Here is a 14,211-nt window from a genome sequence, read left to right as displayed (position 1 = left end):
GGCAGAAACGATCATCGGCCAGTCCAGTAAATAAATTATTTTTCGGAGTAGCTACTTCTGAAATACCGCTTTTATCAAGAGGTTGTGACAAAATTTTGTCACAACCTTTTTGAATTTTTCTAAAGTATAGGATTTAGATACAAATCAGATAGATTTTGCTTCTATCCTTAACAGCAAAGGAGGAGAGTACAAATGTACAAAATCTTAAAAGTCATATCTATTTTTCTATTGATGTTTATTATAGCAGCAGGCGCTTATGGTGTAAGCGAATATATGAAATTGCAAAACTTGTCTGAAGTTTCAAAGAAAACAGCAGCCAACATGAATGTGAAATATTCAGCTGATGCAGCCACACATTTACCGGATCGGTTCAATGTACTGCTATTAGGTGTAGATACTGGAGAATTTGGTAGGACAGAAAAAGGAAGATCGGATTCGATGATTGCTGCCCATGTTGATCTTAAAAATGAGACAGTAAAACTTATCAGTCTAGAACGAGATACTTATGTTCAAATCGCAGGACATAATAGTTTTGATAAATTAAATGCCGCTTATGCTTATGGAGGAGAACAAACAGCTATACAAACGACAGAAAATATGCTTCATACTACTATTCCTTACTATATGACAATGAATATGAAGGGGCTAGAGAGTATGCTAAGTATTGTTGGCGATATTGAAGTGGTCAATGATTTTGCTTTCAACTTTGACCATTATGATTTTCCAAAAGGGTCCCTTACGTTATCTCCAGAAGAAGCACTTGCATGGTCAAGAATGAGATATGATGATCCTAATGGTGATTATGGGAGGCAAATACGACAGCAAAAAGTGATCAAAGCAATCATGCAGAAGCTGTTGACTGTGGAATCCATACCTAAAATAGACAAAATCATCAATGTTCTAGGGAACAATATGAAAACAAATTTACCTTTGGGAGAATTATTTAAATTATATTTAACAAAGAATACCCAATTTAAAATGAGTACGGATCAATTAAAAGGAGAAGAAGAAATAATTGACGGTATCTCTTACCAAAAAATGACTGACACAGAAATCAAACGAATCAGTCAGCAATTACAGTAAAGCAGGAGAGAGGCACATGATTAAAAAAAGTTTGATAACCCTTGGGACGATCGTCCTTCTAATAGGGATTACAGGTGGAAGCATCTATATGACGAACAGAGTCTTCACGCCCTCAACGAACGAAAGTAAAACAATAGAAAATACTGAGAGTTCTAGGAAACAAGAACGAACAGAATGGCAAAGTTCCAATTCTACCAGTCGGACGATCACCACAAAGGAACAGCAAGCAAAAAATGAAAAAAATAAAGAAACAGAAGATACAAAGGAATCATCAAAGACCGTTGCTCTTACCTTCGATGATGGACCTAATCCCTCCACTACCCCAAAACTTTTGGAGATTTTAAGACAAAAAAACGTACACGCCACTTTTTTTGTTCTAGGGGAAAATATTTCCCAGAACGAACAGCTTTTACAAAAGGAGGTGCAAGAAGGTCATCAAATCGGCAGTCATACTTTTTCTCATAAGGATTTAGCTGGTCTATCTGACCAAGAAATCAGTGAGGAAATCACTCAAACAGATAACGCTATTTTGAAAGCAATTGGTAAAAAGCCAGCCTATGTTCGACCTCCGTATGGCTCTATTACAAAAAAAGGAGCAGCAATCATTCATCGACCAATGATCGAGTGGTCTGTTGATTCTCAAGATTGGCAATCCAGACAAAAGGAAAAAATTTTACAGCAAGTAAAAAGTACAGTATATGATGGCGCCATCATATTACTACATGATATCTATCCTGAGACCGTAGATGCTGTTCCTGTGCTGATTGATGAATTAAAAAAAGAAGGATATACTTTAACGACCATCAGCGATTTGCTAGATAATCCATCAAAAATAGAAAATTATTATGGGCGCAAGGATCACCGACCCGCTTAGTCAAAAAAGGAGAGATGTCCAATGATTCAAAAGCAGATGTATTTTATTAGAGGATATTACATTTTGCTGCTGCTCGTTCTTTATCTTTCTTTTTATGAAAAAAGTGTTTTTTATTTATTTTTTACTAATACGATTCTGGCATATATCCCGATTGAATTAGCAAGGTGGGTAAAAGTCAGCAGCTCCAAACTAGTCTCTCTCGTGCTGATCTTATTCTGGCTACTGTTTTTTCCAAATAACTTTTATTTGTTCACCGATTTATTCCATCTGTCTTTGCTTTCACCTTACGATCCATCTACTATGATGATAAGCATGAAGATGAAAATTTGGTATAAATTATTGCTAGTCGTTCTTTCTGTTTTCCCAACCACATTTTTCGGTTGTGAAAGCTTATGGATGGTTACCAATGTAATTGTCAAAAAAATCGGAATAGGCGTCTATCAATGGTTAGTTATCAGCGTCGTCTTGTTTATCAATGCTATAGGGATTTACTTCGGTCGCTTTTTAAGATTGAACAGTACGGATGTCTTCACTGACAGCAAGGAAACGTTCATGAGATTCGTTGAAGCATTTACCAAAATAGACGGTCCGTCTTTTTTGTTGATCGTACTCATCTTTTTCTTTTCACTGATATTCGTGTATATTTATAGGTTAGGAATCAAATTTGCTCTATTGGCAGAAAGAGAGGAACTGTATGAAGATACTAGTAGTAGAAGATAATCCTGCGATCAACAAACTTTTAGTTCGTACATTAGAAAAAAATGGTTATACAGTCTATTCGGTATTCACAGGTAAAGAAGCAGCCGATATCATTGAGCAACAGGAATTTGATTTGGTTTTGCTAGATATCATGCTTCCTGAAATCGATGGTTATGAAGTATTTGCGTATATGCGGGAATATGACCTTCCTGTCATTTTCTTGACAGCCAAAGATCAGCTTTCCGATCGAGTCAGTGGCTTAAGATCAGGTGCTGAAGATTATATAACAAAGCCATTTGATCTGGAAGAATTGCTGGCACGGGTGGAAGTTGTTCTTCGAAGAAATGGAAAAAACGACTCCAATAAATTACTGAAATGGCAGTATATCGAAATCAATGAAAAAACAAGAGCTGTCACCGCAAGAAACCAAGCTGTTTCTTTGACTCCTAAAGAATATGAATTACTTCTTTACTTAATTAGAAATAAAGGGATTATTCTGCCAAGAGAAAAAATCTATCAAAAAATCTGGGGAAGGGAAGAAGAGCCCAACTCCAGAACGCTTGATTTACACATCCAAAGAATCAGAAATAAATTACAATTAGGGCAGGACTTGCGTACGATTTATGGTGTAGGTTACCTATTGGAGGGATGAACTTGAAATATACAAGCAAAGTTTTCTTTTCATTATTATTCTTCTTTCTACTCATTTATTTGGTGGTCAGTGGTTTTACACTGCATGCGATTTATCAGCGCACAGTTTCTCAAGAAAAAGAAGTGCTGGTCAACCAGCAGAAAAATCTCTTATTGCTGTTGTCGACGAAAACAGACGGAGATGAAACAACAGATGAAATGAGAAAAAATGGTGAATTCGTAGCCGCAGCCAAAATCGGAGAGTTTGAGATTCTAGACAAAAAAGGCAAAACGGTTTTTACTACAAAGCCCACTTTGTTTGAAAAATACGAACCTCCAGAAGCGTTGTCTAATCGTACCGTGGAAATCAGCGACATGTCTACTGTTAAAAACAAACAGGTGCTTTATTCAACTTCAAAGATACCTGATACTGCCTATCGTTTAGCAACTTACCATCAAGCAAAAAACTATGAAGAAATCGTCAAAGATTCTCTTGTCTATTTTCGTCTGATCTTGCTCTTTTTACTTTTGGCCATTATTCCAGTCACTTATTTTCTAACAGGCATGATCTTAAAACCAATCAATCAGCTGATTTCCGTTGCCCAGCATATCACAGAAGGTAAGACGAAAGAACGGGCAATAGTCAATACTCAAGACGAGATTGGAAAATTAGGGAGCAGTTTGAACAATATGGCCGATAAATTGAGCCACGATCTAGAAACTCTCCGTCAGGCAAAGGAAAAGCAAGATTTATTCGTTTCTAGCTTTTCTCACGAAATTCGAACGCCGCTGACTTCCATTATTGGCTATGCTCAAATGTTGAAATGGGAAAAATTGGACCAATCAGCCGAAGAATCTGTCGATTATATCCTTGAAGAAAGCAACCGATTAAAACATCTGTCCAATGATATTTTGAAATTGATGGAACTGGAAAGAACAAGTGTCTCTCTTGAAGAAATCTCGACTAATATGATTAGCGATGATCTAAACAAGTTTCTTAAAGGAATGAAACAAGGGTTTACTTATACCATCGAACTAGAACCTGCCAATATTTTGCTAGACCTCAATCTTTTCAAGCTATTAGCCATGAATATTTTGGCAAATTCATTAGAAGCTATAGCAGAAGATGGAAAATTAGTGGTCAAAGGAATAAAGGAAGAAAAGCGTTATATTATGAAGTTTTCCGATAATGGTAGAGGGATACCAACAGAAAATTTGTCTAAAGTAACAGATGAATTTTTTACAGGAAATCCTTCAAGAACAACGAAACATTTAGGACTTGGATTAGCTTTAGTAAAGAAAATAACCGAATTGCATAATAGTTCTTTTGACATAGAAAGTACACTTGGTACAGGGACGACGATCACGATCGATTTTGCTTTAGGAGGGGAAATAGATGAAAATTAAATTATACCTTCTTTCTGCTTTCTTTCTGGTATTCAGCGCAGGATTGTTTTTTTTACCAGATATTTTAGCGAGTAGCATTACTACAAAAGAACAAAGAACAGTAGATATTTCTTCTTTAAGTTCAGCTTCTTCCTCTATCGAAACGGCAATGAGCCAAGCACAATCCTTTTCTATCATGGAAGAATCAGATCAGAGCCAATTAGATATGGTCAATCGGCTACGAGAGGAATTAAATCAGCTATTTCAAAAGCTAGCCATGCCAAAAGAGCCAGTGATTGTTCAAGACTATGAAGTTTTGATTTCAGGGGATAGCGTATTTTGGCAAATGGAATTCCTCACGCAAACAGGCTACGGAACGGCAATCATTGATGAAACGAACAAAAAAGTCGTACGGTTATCTTATTTTGATGAAGATCAAAATAACCGAGGAAAAAAACAAATCATAGACGATTACTTGAACTATCTTCCTCTAAAAGCAGATAAGATCGAAGAAGATGGTGAGATGATTACTGTCACTTTGAAAAATGGCCAGAAATTAAACTTTCTGATTGATGAGACGCGATTGTTGCTGAATTATGCATGAAGAATTACGTAGAAAATAGGGGTGAATCTACCGTTTGCCAAAAGGTTGTAATCAGAATTTTGTCACAATCTTTTTTATATTACTCATGGTATCCAGATATAAATCAGATAGAGTTTGCTTATATTCTTAACAGCAAAGGAAAGATGAAAATCGAACCCCAAAAAAAGATCAATTTTTTTACTAAAAATATATTTTTTTACTGAATTCTGGTAAAATGAGATAAAAAGGTGTCATTCAAGGAGGATATGATGAAAACAATAGCTGATCCTTTAAAAATTGAGATTTTTAAAGCCAATAAAGAGTATATTCAGCAAAACAAGATTGAACCTTTTGTATTAAAAGAATTTATGGAATTTTTTGAAACGGGTAAACGATTGAGATACGAATCTAGTTACTTTGCTAGAAGAAGACAATTGGTTGTGGCCGCTTTAGCTTATTTCTATGAAAAGAACAGTGAGAACAAAGAGTGGTTGGAACAATTAATTTGGGAAGTTTGTAATGAATGGACATGGGCGCTGCCTGCTCACTTGTCAGAGCAAGTTTTATTCAACGATCAAGCAAGGGGTTATATCGACTTATTTTCTGCTGAAACAGGGCAGGCATTAGCTGAGATCTATGAGCAAGTCGGAGAAGAGCTATCACCTATCGTTGCGAATCGTATAAGAAAGGAAGTAGAGGAACGTTTGATCTTGCCTTTTGAAAAACAGTCATGGGAATGGGAACAAAAGAAAAACAATTGGAGTGCTGTGATTGGCGGATGCGTTGGGATGGCTTGTTTGTCCTTGCTTCCTAAACAAAGCGATCGTTTAGAACGCCTCCTGACAAAAGTCGATATTTCACTTAAGAACTATCTTCATAGTTTTGGAGAAGACGGTATCTGCACAGAAGGTGTGGGATATTGGGGTTATGGTTTTGGTTATTATATTTATTATGCTGAAAAATTAGCCGAATCGACAGGGAATCATTATTATTTAGAGATAAATAAGGTTAAGAAAATAGCGGAATTTCCTGGGAAGGTAAGAATAAACAATACTTATCTTCCTTTTTCAGATTTTTCTCAACCCAACTTGCCAAGCGGTCTCTTAAGCTTTTGCGTATCGAGATTTGGTGCAGATATTCCTATAGAGACAGTCAGTTCTTTGGATTTTGACAAGTGTTACCGTTTTGCTCATCTCTATCATAACCTTCAATGGACAAAAAAGAAGGAGTCGAGTGTTTCTAACAGGCAGTGTGACTATTTTCCAGATGCTCAATGGTTTATCCTAAATTCAGTAAAACAAGATCTATTTTTCGCAGCAAAAGGTGGGAACAATCGAGAAAGCCATAATCATTTGGATGTCGGTCATTTTGTATTTGGAAATCACGAAGTATTGTTCCTAACAGACCTAGGAGCGGGGGAATATACTAAAGAATACTTTAATGAATCAAAACGGTATCAGTATTTTGTTACTTCAGCTAAGAGCCATCATCTGCCTATCTTAAATGGTTGTTCTCAAGTTGTTAACGACGGAAAAGCAGAAGTGGTAAGAACGGATTGCGCTAACGGGGAAATCACTTACAGCTTGGCCGAAACATATAGTACTGAATCTTATATAGAAAAATTTACCCGTCATTTTTCTGTTCATGAACAGAAAAAAATCTTAGTGCTCCATGATCGGTTTTGCTTCAGTAAAGCAAAAAATGAGATCATAGAGAATTTCGTGTCTCCTATTGAACCAATAATAGAGGAGAAAAAAGTTATTCTAAGAACAAGCAACGAAGTCGTTGAAATCAAATTCGATACGCGTTTTTTGATTAGCCTCAATGTGATAAAAAAACAATATCACCGGCACGATGGTGGTCTTTGTGAAGCGCATCAAATACAAGCGATGTATCAGGTTGCCAAAGAGGCTGAGATTATTACTTCTTTTGTACTTATGTGATAAACTTGAACACTTTAACTTAAAAAGGGCAGTGACAATCAACTTGTCACTGCCCTTTTTCGGAGTAAACCACTTTTCCTGCTAACTCCACGTTTATAAATCACACTATCCATAAAACAGGAAGAACTGTACTTATGCTTAGTGTAGGACAGCTTTTTCATTATCTCTTATTTCTCTACATTTGACGTGGCGCAGCTGTCGATTGTCGGATAACTAATTCTGTACTAAGTAGAATCCGTTTAGCGATTCCTGGATTTTTAATTCGTTCGTCTAAAAGGTTCACGCCCATTTCGCCCATTTCTTCTGTAAATGCATGGACAGTTGATAAAGAAGGTGAGACATAACGAGAAATCGAAAGATCGTTTATTCCCATCACACTGATTTCTTCCGGCACACGAATCCCAGCTTCTGTCAATTTATGGATAATACCGATCGCAAATGAATCATTTGCTGCTAAAATAGCAGTTGGCAACTTTCCATTCCAGCTTTTCAATGCTTGCAAGGTCAGTTCTTCTCCTGTAGGGACATCCAAGCGACTATTTTCCTTCAAGATAAAATAGTCATCTTTATACAAGCCATGAAATTGCATAACATCAATGTAAGTGTTAGTAGTTGGTGTCTTATATCGACGATAACTGTGAAGATTATCCGTTTCTTCAGCCCCAATAAAAGCGATATCTTTATGTCCAAGAGAAAATAAATGTCCTAAGGCTAGTTCAGTTGCTTGAGCAAAATCGGTGTTTACGGAATCATAGTTGTTCAAAGGGAAATTACTTCCTATTACACAGAAATGTTCATGAAGTGCTGCGAATTCATCGATTCTTTCTTGGGTGAATTTACCAATAGCTAAGAGACCATCCACTGATTCTATTGATTGATCATCTAAGTGAGAAATCTTCAATACGTTATATCCTAGCTCGGCAGCACGTTTTTCTACTCCTAAGCGAATGGACATATAATAAATATCATCTAATTCTTCCTCGTCTAAGCGCCATTGGATGATGCCAAGCGATCGTTCTTTTTTTTCTCCTGTTTTTTTTATGGTTCGTTTCTGTTTCTTTTTTTGTTTATATTTCGTGTAATTCAATTCTTCAGCAATTTCAAAAATCTTCCGCTTCGTTTCTTCAGTAACAGATAAGGTAGGATCGTAGTTCAATACTCTAGAAACGGTAGAGATTGATACTGCTGCAGCTTTTGCGATATCAGTAATAGTGGCCATTTTGTACCCCTCATTCATTCAATTTCTTATATACAGTATATTTCTTTCAAGTAAAAAAGCAAAGTAAAAAAATTACAAATAAAAATATTTTACTAAAAACTATTGATTTTTCCTGAGTAAAAAAGTACTATCTTCTTAAGGAAGCGCTAACAAAAAAGAGGGGTGGGATAAAATTGAAAGGGATAGTAGCTGCGGTTATCGTTATTTGTAGTCTATTTTTAGCAATAGGATATACGAATGATAATCGTGAGCAAATAAATAATTTTAGTAAAAAACAAGAGGAAAAGTTAAAAGAAAATGCTCGAAGCGTTTCTGAACAAGAATGGCAAAACGATGAAGTACCTTTACGTGAAATAGTCTCTTTAGAGGGGACTATCATCAAATCAGATCGAAAAAGCAACAAAGTGGAAAATGGCGATCGCTTCTTATTGCGGACCCAAGGAAACGTTTTTATGATATTCAACGATCAGAATCAATGTTTTCGTGTAGGAGAGCGGATTAAAGTGTATGGAGAATATTATGGTTTTATAAAGGGACAGCTGATTGAAAGGGAGAACGAGAGTGAATGAAAGAAAGAGAGCAAGACAAACTAGCTTAAGGTTCAATGATTGTTTATCAAAAGAAGATATTGAAGAAATGTTTTTGGGTTTGCTAGAGCCATTAAGCGTCTTTTATGAGGAACGACCCGGGCGCTTGAAGTTAGGAACGCATGGAACGGTATATACAGAAGATCGTAGACAAATCGAAGCATACTTAAGACCGTTATGGGGATTAGGACCTTTTATCACAAACAAGCCGCATCCTCTTACAGATATTTATCTTGAAGGGATAACGAAAGGTGTAGACCCAAGAAGTCCAGATTATTGGGGAGAAATCGATTCTTCTGATCAATTGATCGTAGAGATGGCTTCTCTTAGTACATCCTTGTTGCTGAATAAAGAAAATATCTGGGATCGATTAGAACCGCAGGCACAAAAAAACCTTCATCATTGGCTAATGCAGGTTAATGAATCTTCTTTACCGAGAAATAATTGGCATTTCTTCCGTGTACTGATCAATTTAGCGATGAAAAATTGTGGAAGAAGTTATTCAAAGAGTTTGTTGGAGAAGGATCTTGAAACGATCGAAAGCTTTTATCAAGGAGAGGGGTGGTATTGTGACGGGGGCGAGACACAAGTAGATTACTATGTTTCTTTTGCAATCCACTACTATAGTTTGATCTATTGCCGCTTCATGGAAAAAGAAGACCCGGCTCGTGTCAAAAGAATGAAGCAAAGGGCATGCTTGTTTGCCCAGACATTTAAATATTGGTTTGATGAAGAAGGAAGAGGGCTTCCATTTGGGCGTAGTTTGACTTATCGCTTTGCGCAAGTGTCGTTTTTTAGTGCGTTAGTTTTTGCTAATGTCGAAGCATTGCCGTGGGGCGAGATCAAAGGATTGATCAGTCGACATTTGAAATATTGGAATCAACAAGAGATGCTGACAACTGATGGGTTGCTGTCAGTTGGTTATCATTATCAAAATATGGTTTTTGCGGAAGGATATAATGGCCCAGGATCCCCTTATTGGGCATTCAAAACGTTTTTGTTATTAGCAGTCCCTGATGATCATCCTTATTGGCAAGCAGAAGCACTCGGATTAAAAATAGAAGTACGTAAAAAAGCAGTGCCTTCTAGTAAAAATATGTATCAATATGATCAGACATTAAAGCATGTGCAAGCTTTTCCGGCGGGACAGTTCATTCAAAATCAAAATCATGGGAGTGCGAAATACAGTAAATTTGTCTATTCAACGCTTTTTGGTTTCAGTGTGCCAAAAAGCAACGGATCATATGGTGAAGGAGCTTATGATAGTTGTTTGGCGTTGTCTGAAGATGGCCGTCACTTTCGGACAAAAGAATTAGATGAAATGTTTTCAATCGAGTTAGACCGAGTTGTCCATTTATGGCGTCCTTGGTCAGATGTGACAATAAAAAGTACAATCGTTCCGCTTGAAAACGGGCATTTGCGTATCCACGAAATATGGAGTGAACGGTTGCTGTATGTGTATGAAGGCGGGTTTAGTGTACCAATGGAAAATACAAATAGATGTATAGCGGGACAATGTGCCACAGCACGATCGATCATTGGTACTTCGAGGATTAAGAACATCATTGGATACAAGAAAGCTGGGATTATCCGACCTGAACCTAATACAAGTCTCTATTTTCCGGTAACACTATTACCGTATTTGACAGGCGTGGCTGAAAGCGGAAAACAAGTATTTATATCTGTGATCAGCGGTGTTTTACCAGACCGGGTTTTTGAAGAGCCTGCAGTAGAAATTATTGGGAGAAATATAGAAATCGGGCAACTAGGGCAAAGGATTAATGTAAAGTTGGAGGAAAAATACAACGATGGACAATAGAACAAATATAGTTGAGTTAGATTGGCTAGTTTCAGAAATTGATTTTATTGAAAAACAGGTGCGTGAAAATCAAGAAAAATTTAAATTTCTCGTACCTGCTGCAGCTAGTAACAATCATGTATATGAAGCGGAAGAAAACACTGATTGGACGGCTAGTTTCTGGTTGGGGATATTATTTTTAACAAAAGAACTTTCTAACTCAAAAGATTTTGATCGAACGATCGAAAGTCAATTAGCTTCATTCAAAGAACGTTTAGAAAAAGATATAGCCTTGGATACGCATGATATCGGATTTTTATATCAATTATCAGCTGTTGCTGATTATCGATTGAATAAAAACGAGTCATCAAAACAAATAGCGATACAAGCAGCTGATCGATTGATGGAGCGGTATTCTCCCAAATCTCAAATTATCCAAGCTTGGGGAGACTTAGATGATCCAAAGCAGCGTGGACGTATGATCATTGACTGTTTGATGAATCTGCCATTACTTTACTTTGCTACTGAGGCTACCGGAGATGAGAGTTATAAAACAGCTGCCTACAATCATGCGAAACAAACTCAAAAGTATATTGTGAGAGACAATGCTACTACTTACCATACGTATTACTTTGATGATGTTACTGGAGTGCCTAAATATGGTCGTACGCAACAAGGTTATTCAGATGAATCCTGTTGGGCACGCGGGCAAGCGTGGGGGATCTATGGATTCACATTAAGTTACTTGTATACGGGAGACGGTTCTTTTTTAGAGACCGCCACGCAACTTGCTGATTATTTTCTACAAGAGCTTCCTGAAGATTTGATTTGTTATTGGGATCTAATATTCAAAGAAGGTAGTCAAGAGGAAAAAGATAGCTCTGCGGCAGCAATAGCTGCATGCGGATTGTTAGAACTTTCCAAACAACTGCCTGTTTCAGATCATCGTCATTTCGATTACGAAGAGATGGCAGTCAAAATCTTGGGAGAATTACAAAAAAACTATACAACGAAACAAGTAGATGGATCAAACGGGCTGCTTCTCCATGCCGTTTATGATAAAAACAGCTTAAAAGGTGTAGATGAATGTGTGATCTGGGGCGATTACTTTTATGTAGAAGGGATCATTCGTCTAGCTAAAAAATGGTACTGTTACTGGTGATGTATAAGAAAAGAGGAGGATTCATATATGATGAAGCGATGGAAAAAAATGATAATTGGATCAATAGTTTTGGGAATGTCACTCGTATTTGGTGCTTGTGGTAATCAAGAAGGCAGTAGTGAAGAATCAGCAAATGAAATTACCGTTTCGACATGGAATTATGAAACAACACCTGAATTCAAAGCGCTCTTTGAAGCATTCGAAAAGAAAACGGGAATCAAAGTAAAAGCAGTAGATATTGCTTCAGATGATTATGACACGAAACTTACTACGATGCTTTCTTCTGGAGATACGACAGATGTATTGACGATGAAAAATCTTTTGTCGTATTCAAATTATGCTTTACGAGATCAGTTAGTCGATCAAACAGAACGAATTAGAGAATTAGATACTGATGCTGCTAAAGGAACATATGAAATGTATGATATCGATGGAAAAACATACGCATTGCCCTATCGAACGGACTTTTGGGTACTATATTACAATAAGAAAATGTTTGATGATGCAGGAATCCAATATCCAGAAAATCTAACTTGGGACGAATACGAAGATTTAGCAAAAAAGCTTAGTAAAAATGACGGACAAGTTTATGGAGCATATCAACATATCTGGCGTTCGACGATCCAAGCTATTGCAGCTGCTCAAAACGAAGCGAATCTTGTGGAACCAGATTATCGATTTATGACTGATTATTATGATCGAGCATTGAGGATGCAAAAAGAAGGCGCGCAAATGGATTTTGGCACGGCTAAGTCAACGAAAGTAACCTATCAATCTCAATTTGAAGAACAAAAAGCAGCAATGATGTACATGGGAACTTGGTATATGGCTGGCATACTTGCGAACAAAGAAGCAAATAAGACAGAAGTAGAATGGGGAATTACAGCTATTCCTCAGAAGAAAAAAGGAGAATCGGTCACGACGTTTGGCTCGCCAACAGCATTTGCTGTCAATAAAAACTCAAAGAAACAAAAAGCAGCGCAAGAATTTATTGAATTTGCAGCTAGTGAAGAAGGAGCAAAAGTATTGGCAGGAGTAGGAGTAGTTCCTTCATATCGTACAGATGAGATTGATCAGCTTTATTTTAACCTCGCTGGAATGCCAACGGATGAGATTTCTAAAAAAGCTTTTTCTCCTGATGAAATCAAACTTGAATTTCCGATTGATACGCATGGGCCTGCAATCGATAAGATTTTACAAGAAGAACATGACTTGATTTTGGTTGGAGACGAAACGCCGGAAAAAGGAACGGCAAATATGGAGAAACGTGTAGCTGCTGAAAAAGAATAATCATGAAAGGAGAGAAGCCAAGAGATCAAACGCTCTTGGTTTCGTCATCGAAATGGAGAATAGTATAAATAAGAAAGCTACAAATCATTTGCGTAGAAAACGAACGTGGATCGCTTATTCGTTTATCGCCCCGAATTTCATTGGTTTTTTCGTTTTTACATTAATACCGATCCTGTTTTCGCTTGTACTAGCATTTATGAAATGGGATTCTTTTTCAACGCCAGAATTTGCTGGACTAGATAACTTTCGTAAAATGGCCAACGATGAGACCTTTTGGATTTCTTTGAAAAATACTTTTTTATATACCGCTGCTGTAGTGCCCGGCACACTTGTTTGTTCGTTAGGGCTAGCTTTACTACTAAATCAGAAAATTAGAGGGATGAAGCTTTTTCGTACGATATTTTTCTTTCCGTATGTTACTTCTTTAGTAGCAATTGCTGTTGTTTGGAATATGTTGTTTCATCCAACGATGGGACCAATTAATATCTTTTTAAGGCGATTTATTGAACATCCTCCAGGTTGGACTTCAAGTTCAAATTGGGCGCTTTGGGCAATTGTAATTGTCAGTATTTGGCGCGGGATGGGTTATTACATGATTCTATACCTTGCAGGACTACAAAGTATCCAAAAAGAATTGTATGAAGCGTCTTCACTAGATGGAGCAAATCGATGGAAACAATTTTTGAATGTGACATTACCTTCGTTGAGGCCAACTACTTTCTTTGTAACGATCATGCTTGTCATCAATTGTTTCAAGGTGTTTGACCTGGTGCAAGTGATGACGGATGGTGGCCCTGGTCGAGCGACAAATGTGTTGGTTTACCAAATCTACAATGAAGCATTCAAAAAATTTGATTTTGGTTATGCTTCAGCTATTTCACTTGTTTTGTTCGTAATTGTTTTGGGCGTTACGGTTGTTCAGTTTTCTTGGAATACGCGTCGTACTTAGGAGGTGTG

General features: G+C 37.1%; 13 protein-coding genes. 12 read left to right on the top strand and 1 reads right to left on the bottom strand.

Annotated elements, in window-relative coordinates; all coding sequences use genetic code 11:
* Positions 1 to 192: 192 nt before the first annotated feature.
* The 7 genes from HMPREF2988_RS05015 to HMPREF2988_RS04980 all read left to right on the top strand — a co-directional run bounded on the left by HMPREF2988_RS05015 (position 193) and on the right by HMPREF2988_RS04980 (position 7,198).
* Entirely contained in the window at positions 193 to 1,083 is an 891-nt protein-coding gene (locus HMPREF2988_RS05015) for an LCP family protein (RefSeq protein ID WP_070770109.1), read from the top strand.
* A 16-nt stretch (positions 1,084 to 1,099) separates the two neighbouring features.
* On the top strand, positions 1,100 to 1,957 hold the full coding sequence (locus HMPREF2988_RS05010; protein ID WP_070770108.1) for a polysaccharide deacetylase family protein: 858 nt from the start codon (positions 1,100 to 1,102) through the stop codon (positions 1,955 to 1,957).
* 21 nt (positions 1,958 to 1,978) lie between these two features.
* The gene (locus tag HMPREF2988_RS05005; RefSeq protein ID WP_070770107.1) at positions 1,979 to 2,677 is read left to right on the top strand and encodes a DUF1361 domain-containing protein; all 699 of its coding nucleotides are present in this window, start codon (positions 1,979 to 1,981) and stop codon (positions 2,675 to 2,677) included.
* Positions 2,652 to 3,308 carry a response regulator transcription factor gene (locus tag HMPREF2988_RS05000; protein ID WP_002346000.1) on the top strand — a complete coding sequence of 219 codons (657 nt, stop codon included), beginning with the start codon at positions 2,652 to 2,654 and terminating at the stop codon, positions 3,306 to 3,308. The genes HMPREF2988_RS05005 and HMPREF2988_RS05000 overlap by 26 nt, the downstream gene beginning before the upstream one ends.
* On the top strand, positions 3,305 to 4,693 hold the full coding sequence (locus tag HMPREF2988_RS04995; protein WP_256277974.1) for a HAMP domain-containing sensor histidine kinase: 1,389 nt from the start codon (positions 3,305 to 3,307) through the stop codon (positions 4,691 to 4,693). The genes HMPREF2988_RS05000 and HMPREF2988_RS04995 overlap by 4 nt, the downstream gene beginning before the upstream one ends.
* Complete coding sequence (locus tag HMPREF2988_RS04990) at positions 4,683 to 5,276, top strand: hypothetical protein (protein ID WP_002345998.1); 594 nt, start codon at positions 4,683 to 4,685, stop codon at positions 5,274 to 5,276. The genes HMPREF2988_RS04995 and HMPREF2988_RS04990 overlap by 11 nt, the downstream gene beginning before the upstream one ends.
* 248 nt (positions 5,277 to 5,524) lie before the next feature.
* Entirely contained in the window at positions 5,525 to 7,198 is a 1,674-nt protein-coding gene (locus HMPREF2988_RS04980; RefSeq protein WP_070770105.1) for a heparinase II/III family protein, read from the top strand.
* Between the two features lie 175 nt (positions 7,199 to 7,373).
* Here the strand turns inward: HMPREF2988_RS04980 and HMPREF2988_RS04975 are convergent, their stop codons facing one another.
* On the bottom strand, positions 7,374 to 8,417 hold the full coding sequence (locus HMPREF2988_RS04975; RefSeq protein ID WP_070770104.1) for a LacI family DNA-binding transcriptional regulator: 1,044 nt from the start codon (positions 8,415 to 8,417) through the stop codon (positions 7,374 to 7,376).
* 173 nt (positions 8,418 to 8,590) lie between these two features.
* Here HMPREF2988_RS04975 and HMPREF2988_RS04970 point away from each other — a divergent pair, with 173 nt between their 5' ends.
* Genes HMPREF2988_RS04970 through HMPREF2988_RS04950 form a run of 5 tightly spaced genes read left to right on the top strand, consistent with a single transcriptional unit; the run spans position 8,591 to position 14,203 of the window.
* The gene (locus HMPREF2988_RS04970; protein WP_070704101.1) at positions 8,591 to 8,986 is read left to right on the top strand and encodes a hypothetical protein; all 396 of its coding nucleotides are present in this window, start codon (positions 8,591 to 8,593) and stop codon (positions 8,984 to 8,986) included.
* On the top strand, positions 8,979 to 10,823 hold the full coding sequence (locus tag HMPREF2988_RS04965; protein ID WP_083314601.1) for a DUF2264 domain-containing protein: 1,845 nt from the start codon (positions 8,979 to 8,981) through the stop codon (positions 10,821 to 10,823). The genes HMPREF2988_RS04970 and HMPREF2988_RS04965 overlap by 8 nt, the downstream gene beginning before the upstream one ends.
* On the top strand, positions 10,813 to 11,964 hold the full coding sequence (locus tag HMPREF2988_RS04960) for a glycoside hydrolase family 88 protein (protein WP_070770103.1): 1,152 nt from the start codon (positions 10,813 to 10,815) through the stop codon (positions 11,962 to 11,964). The genes HMPREF2988_RS04965 and HMPREF2988_RS04960 overlap by 11 nt, the downstream gene beginning before the upstream one ends.
* 30 nt (positions 11,965 to 11,994) lie before the next feature.
* Entirely contained in the window at positions 11,995 to 13,254 is a 1,260-nt protein-coding gene (locus tag HMPREF2988_RS04955; protein ID WP_070770113.1) for an ABC transporter substrate-binding protein, read from the top strand.
* A gap of 52 nt (positions 13,255 to 13,306) precedes the next feature.
* On the top strand, positions 13,307 to 14,203 hold the full coding sequence (locus tag HMPREF2988_RS04950; protein WP_070770102.1) for a carbohydrate ABC transporter permease: 897 nt from the start codon (positions 13,307 to 13,309) through the stop codon (positions 14,201 to 14,203).
* Positions 14,204 to 14,211: the final 8 nt, after the last annotated feature.

Origin of the sequence: Enterococcus sp. HMSC061C05, from assembly GCF_001814765.1 — a bacterium.
Taxonomy (GTDB): domain Bacteria; phylum Bacillota; class Bacilli; order Lactobacillales; family Enterococcaceae; genus Enterococcus_B; species Enterococcus_B lactis.
Note: the sequence above shows the minus strand (reverse complement) of the source record. Positions and strands in the feature narration are given on the sequence as shown.

Bases quoted from the DNA above. Each gene is read 5' to 3' on its own strand.
- HMPREF2988_RS04990 (WP_002345998.1), top strand. From the start codon at position 4,683: ATGAAAATTAAATTATACCTTCTTTCTGCTTTCTTTCTGGTATTCAGC.
- HMPREF2988_RS04955 (WP_070770113.1), top strand. From the start codon at position 11,995: ATGAAGCGATGGAAAAAAATGATAATTGGATCAATAGTTTTGGGAATG.
- HMPREF2988_RS05015 (WP_070770109.1), top strand. From the start codon at position 193: ATGTACAAAATCTTAAAAGTCATATCTATTTTTCTATTGATGTTTATT.
- HMPREF2988_RS04975 (WP_070770104.1), bottom strand. From the start codon at position 8,417: ATGGCCACTATTACTGATATCGCAAAAGCTGCAGCAGTATCAATCTCT.
- HMPREF2988_RS04980 (WP_070770105.1), top strand. From the start codon at position 5,525: ATGAAAACAATAGCTGATCCTTTAAAAATTGAGATTTTTAAAGCCAAT.
- HMPREF2988_RS05005 (WP_070770107.1), top strand. From the start codon at position 1,979: ATGATTCAAAAGCAGATGTATTTTATTAGAGGATATTACATTTTGCTG.
- HMPREF2988_RS05000 (WP_002346000.1), top strand. From the start codon at position 2,652: ATGAAGATACTAGTAGTAGAAGATAATCCTGCGATCAACAAACTTTTA.
- HMPREF2988_RS05010 (WP_070770108.1), top strand. From the start codon at position 1,100: ATGATTAAAAAAAGTTTGATAACCCTTGGGACGATCGTCCTTCTAATA.
- HMPREF2988_RS04995 (WP_256277974.1), top strand. From the start codon at position 3,305: ATGAACTTGAAATATACAAGCAAAGTTTTCTTTTCATTATTATTCTTC.
- HMPREF2988_RS04950 (WP_070770102.1), top strand. From the start codon at position 13,307: ATGGAGAATAGTATAAATAAGAAAGCTACAAATCATTTGCGTAGAAAA.
- HMPREF2988_RS04960 (WP_070770103.1), top strand. From the start codon at position 10,813: ATGGACAATAGAACAAATATAGTTGAGTTAGATTGGCTAGTTTCAGAA.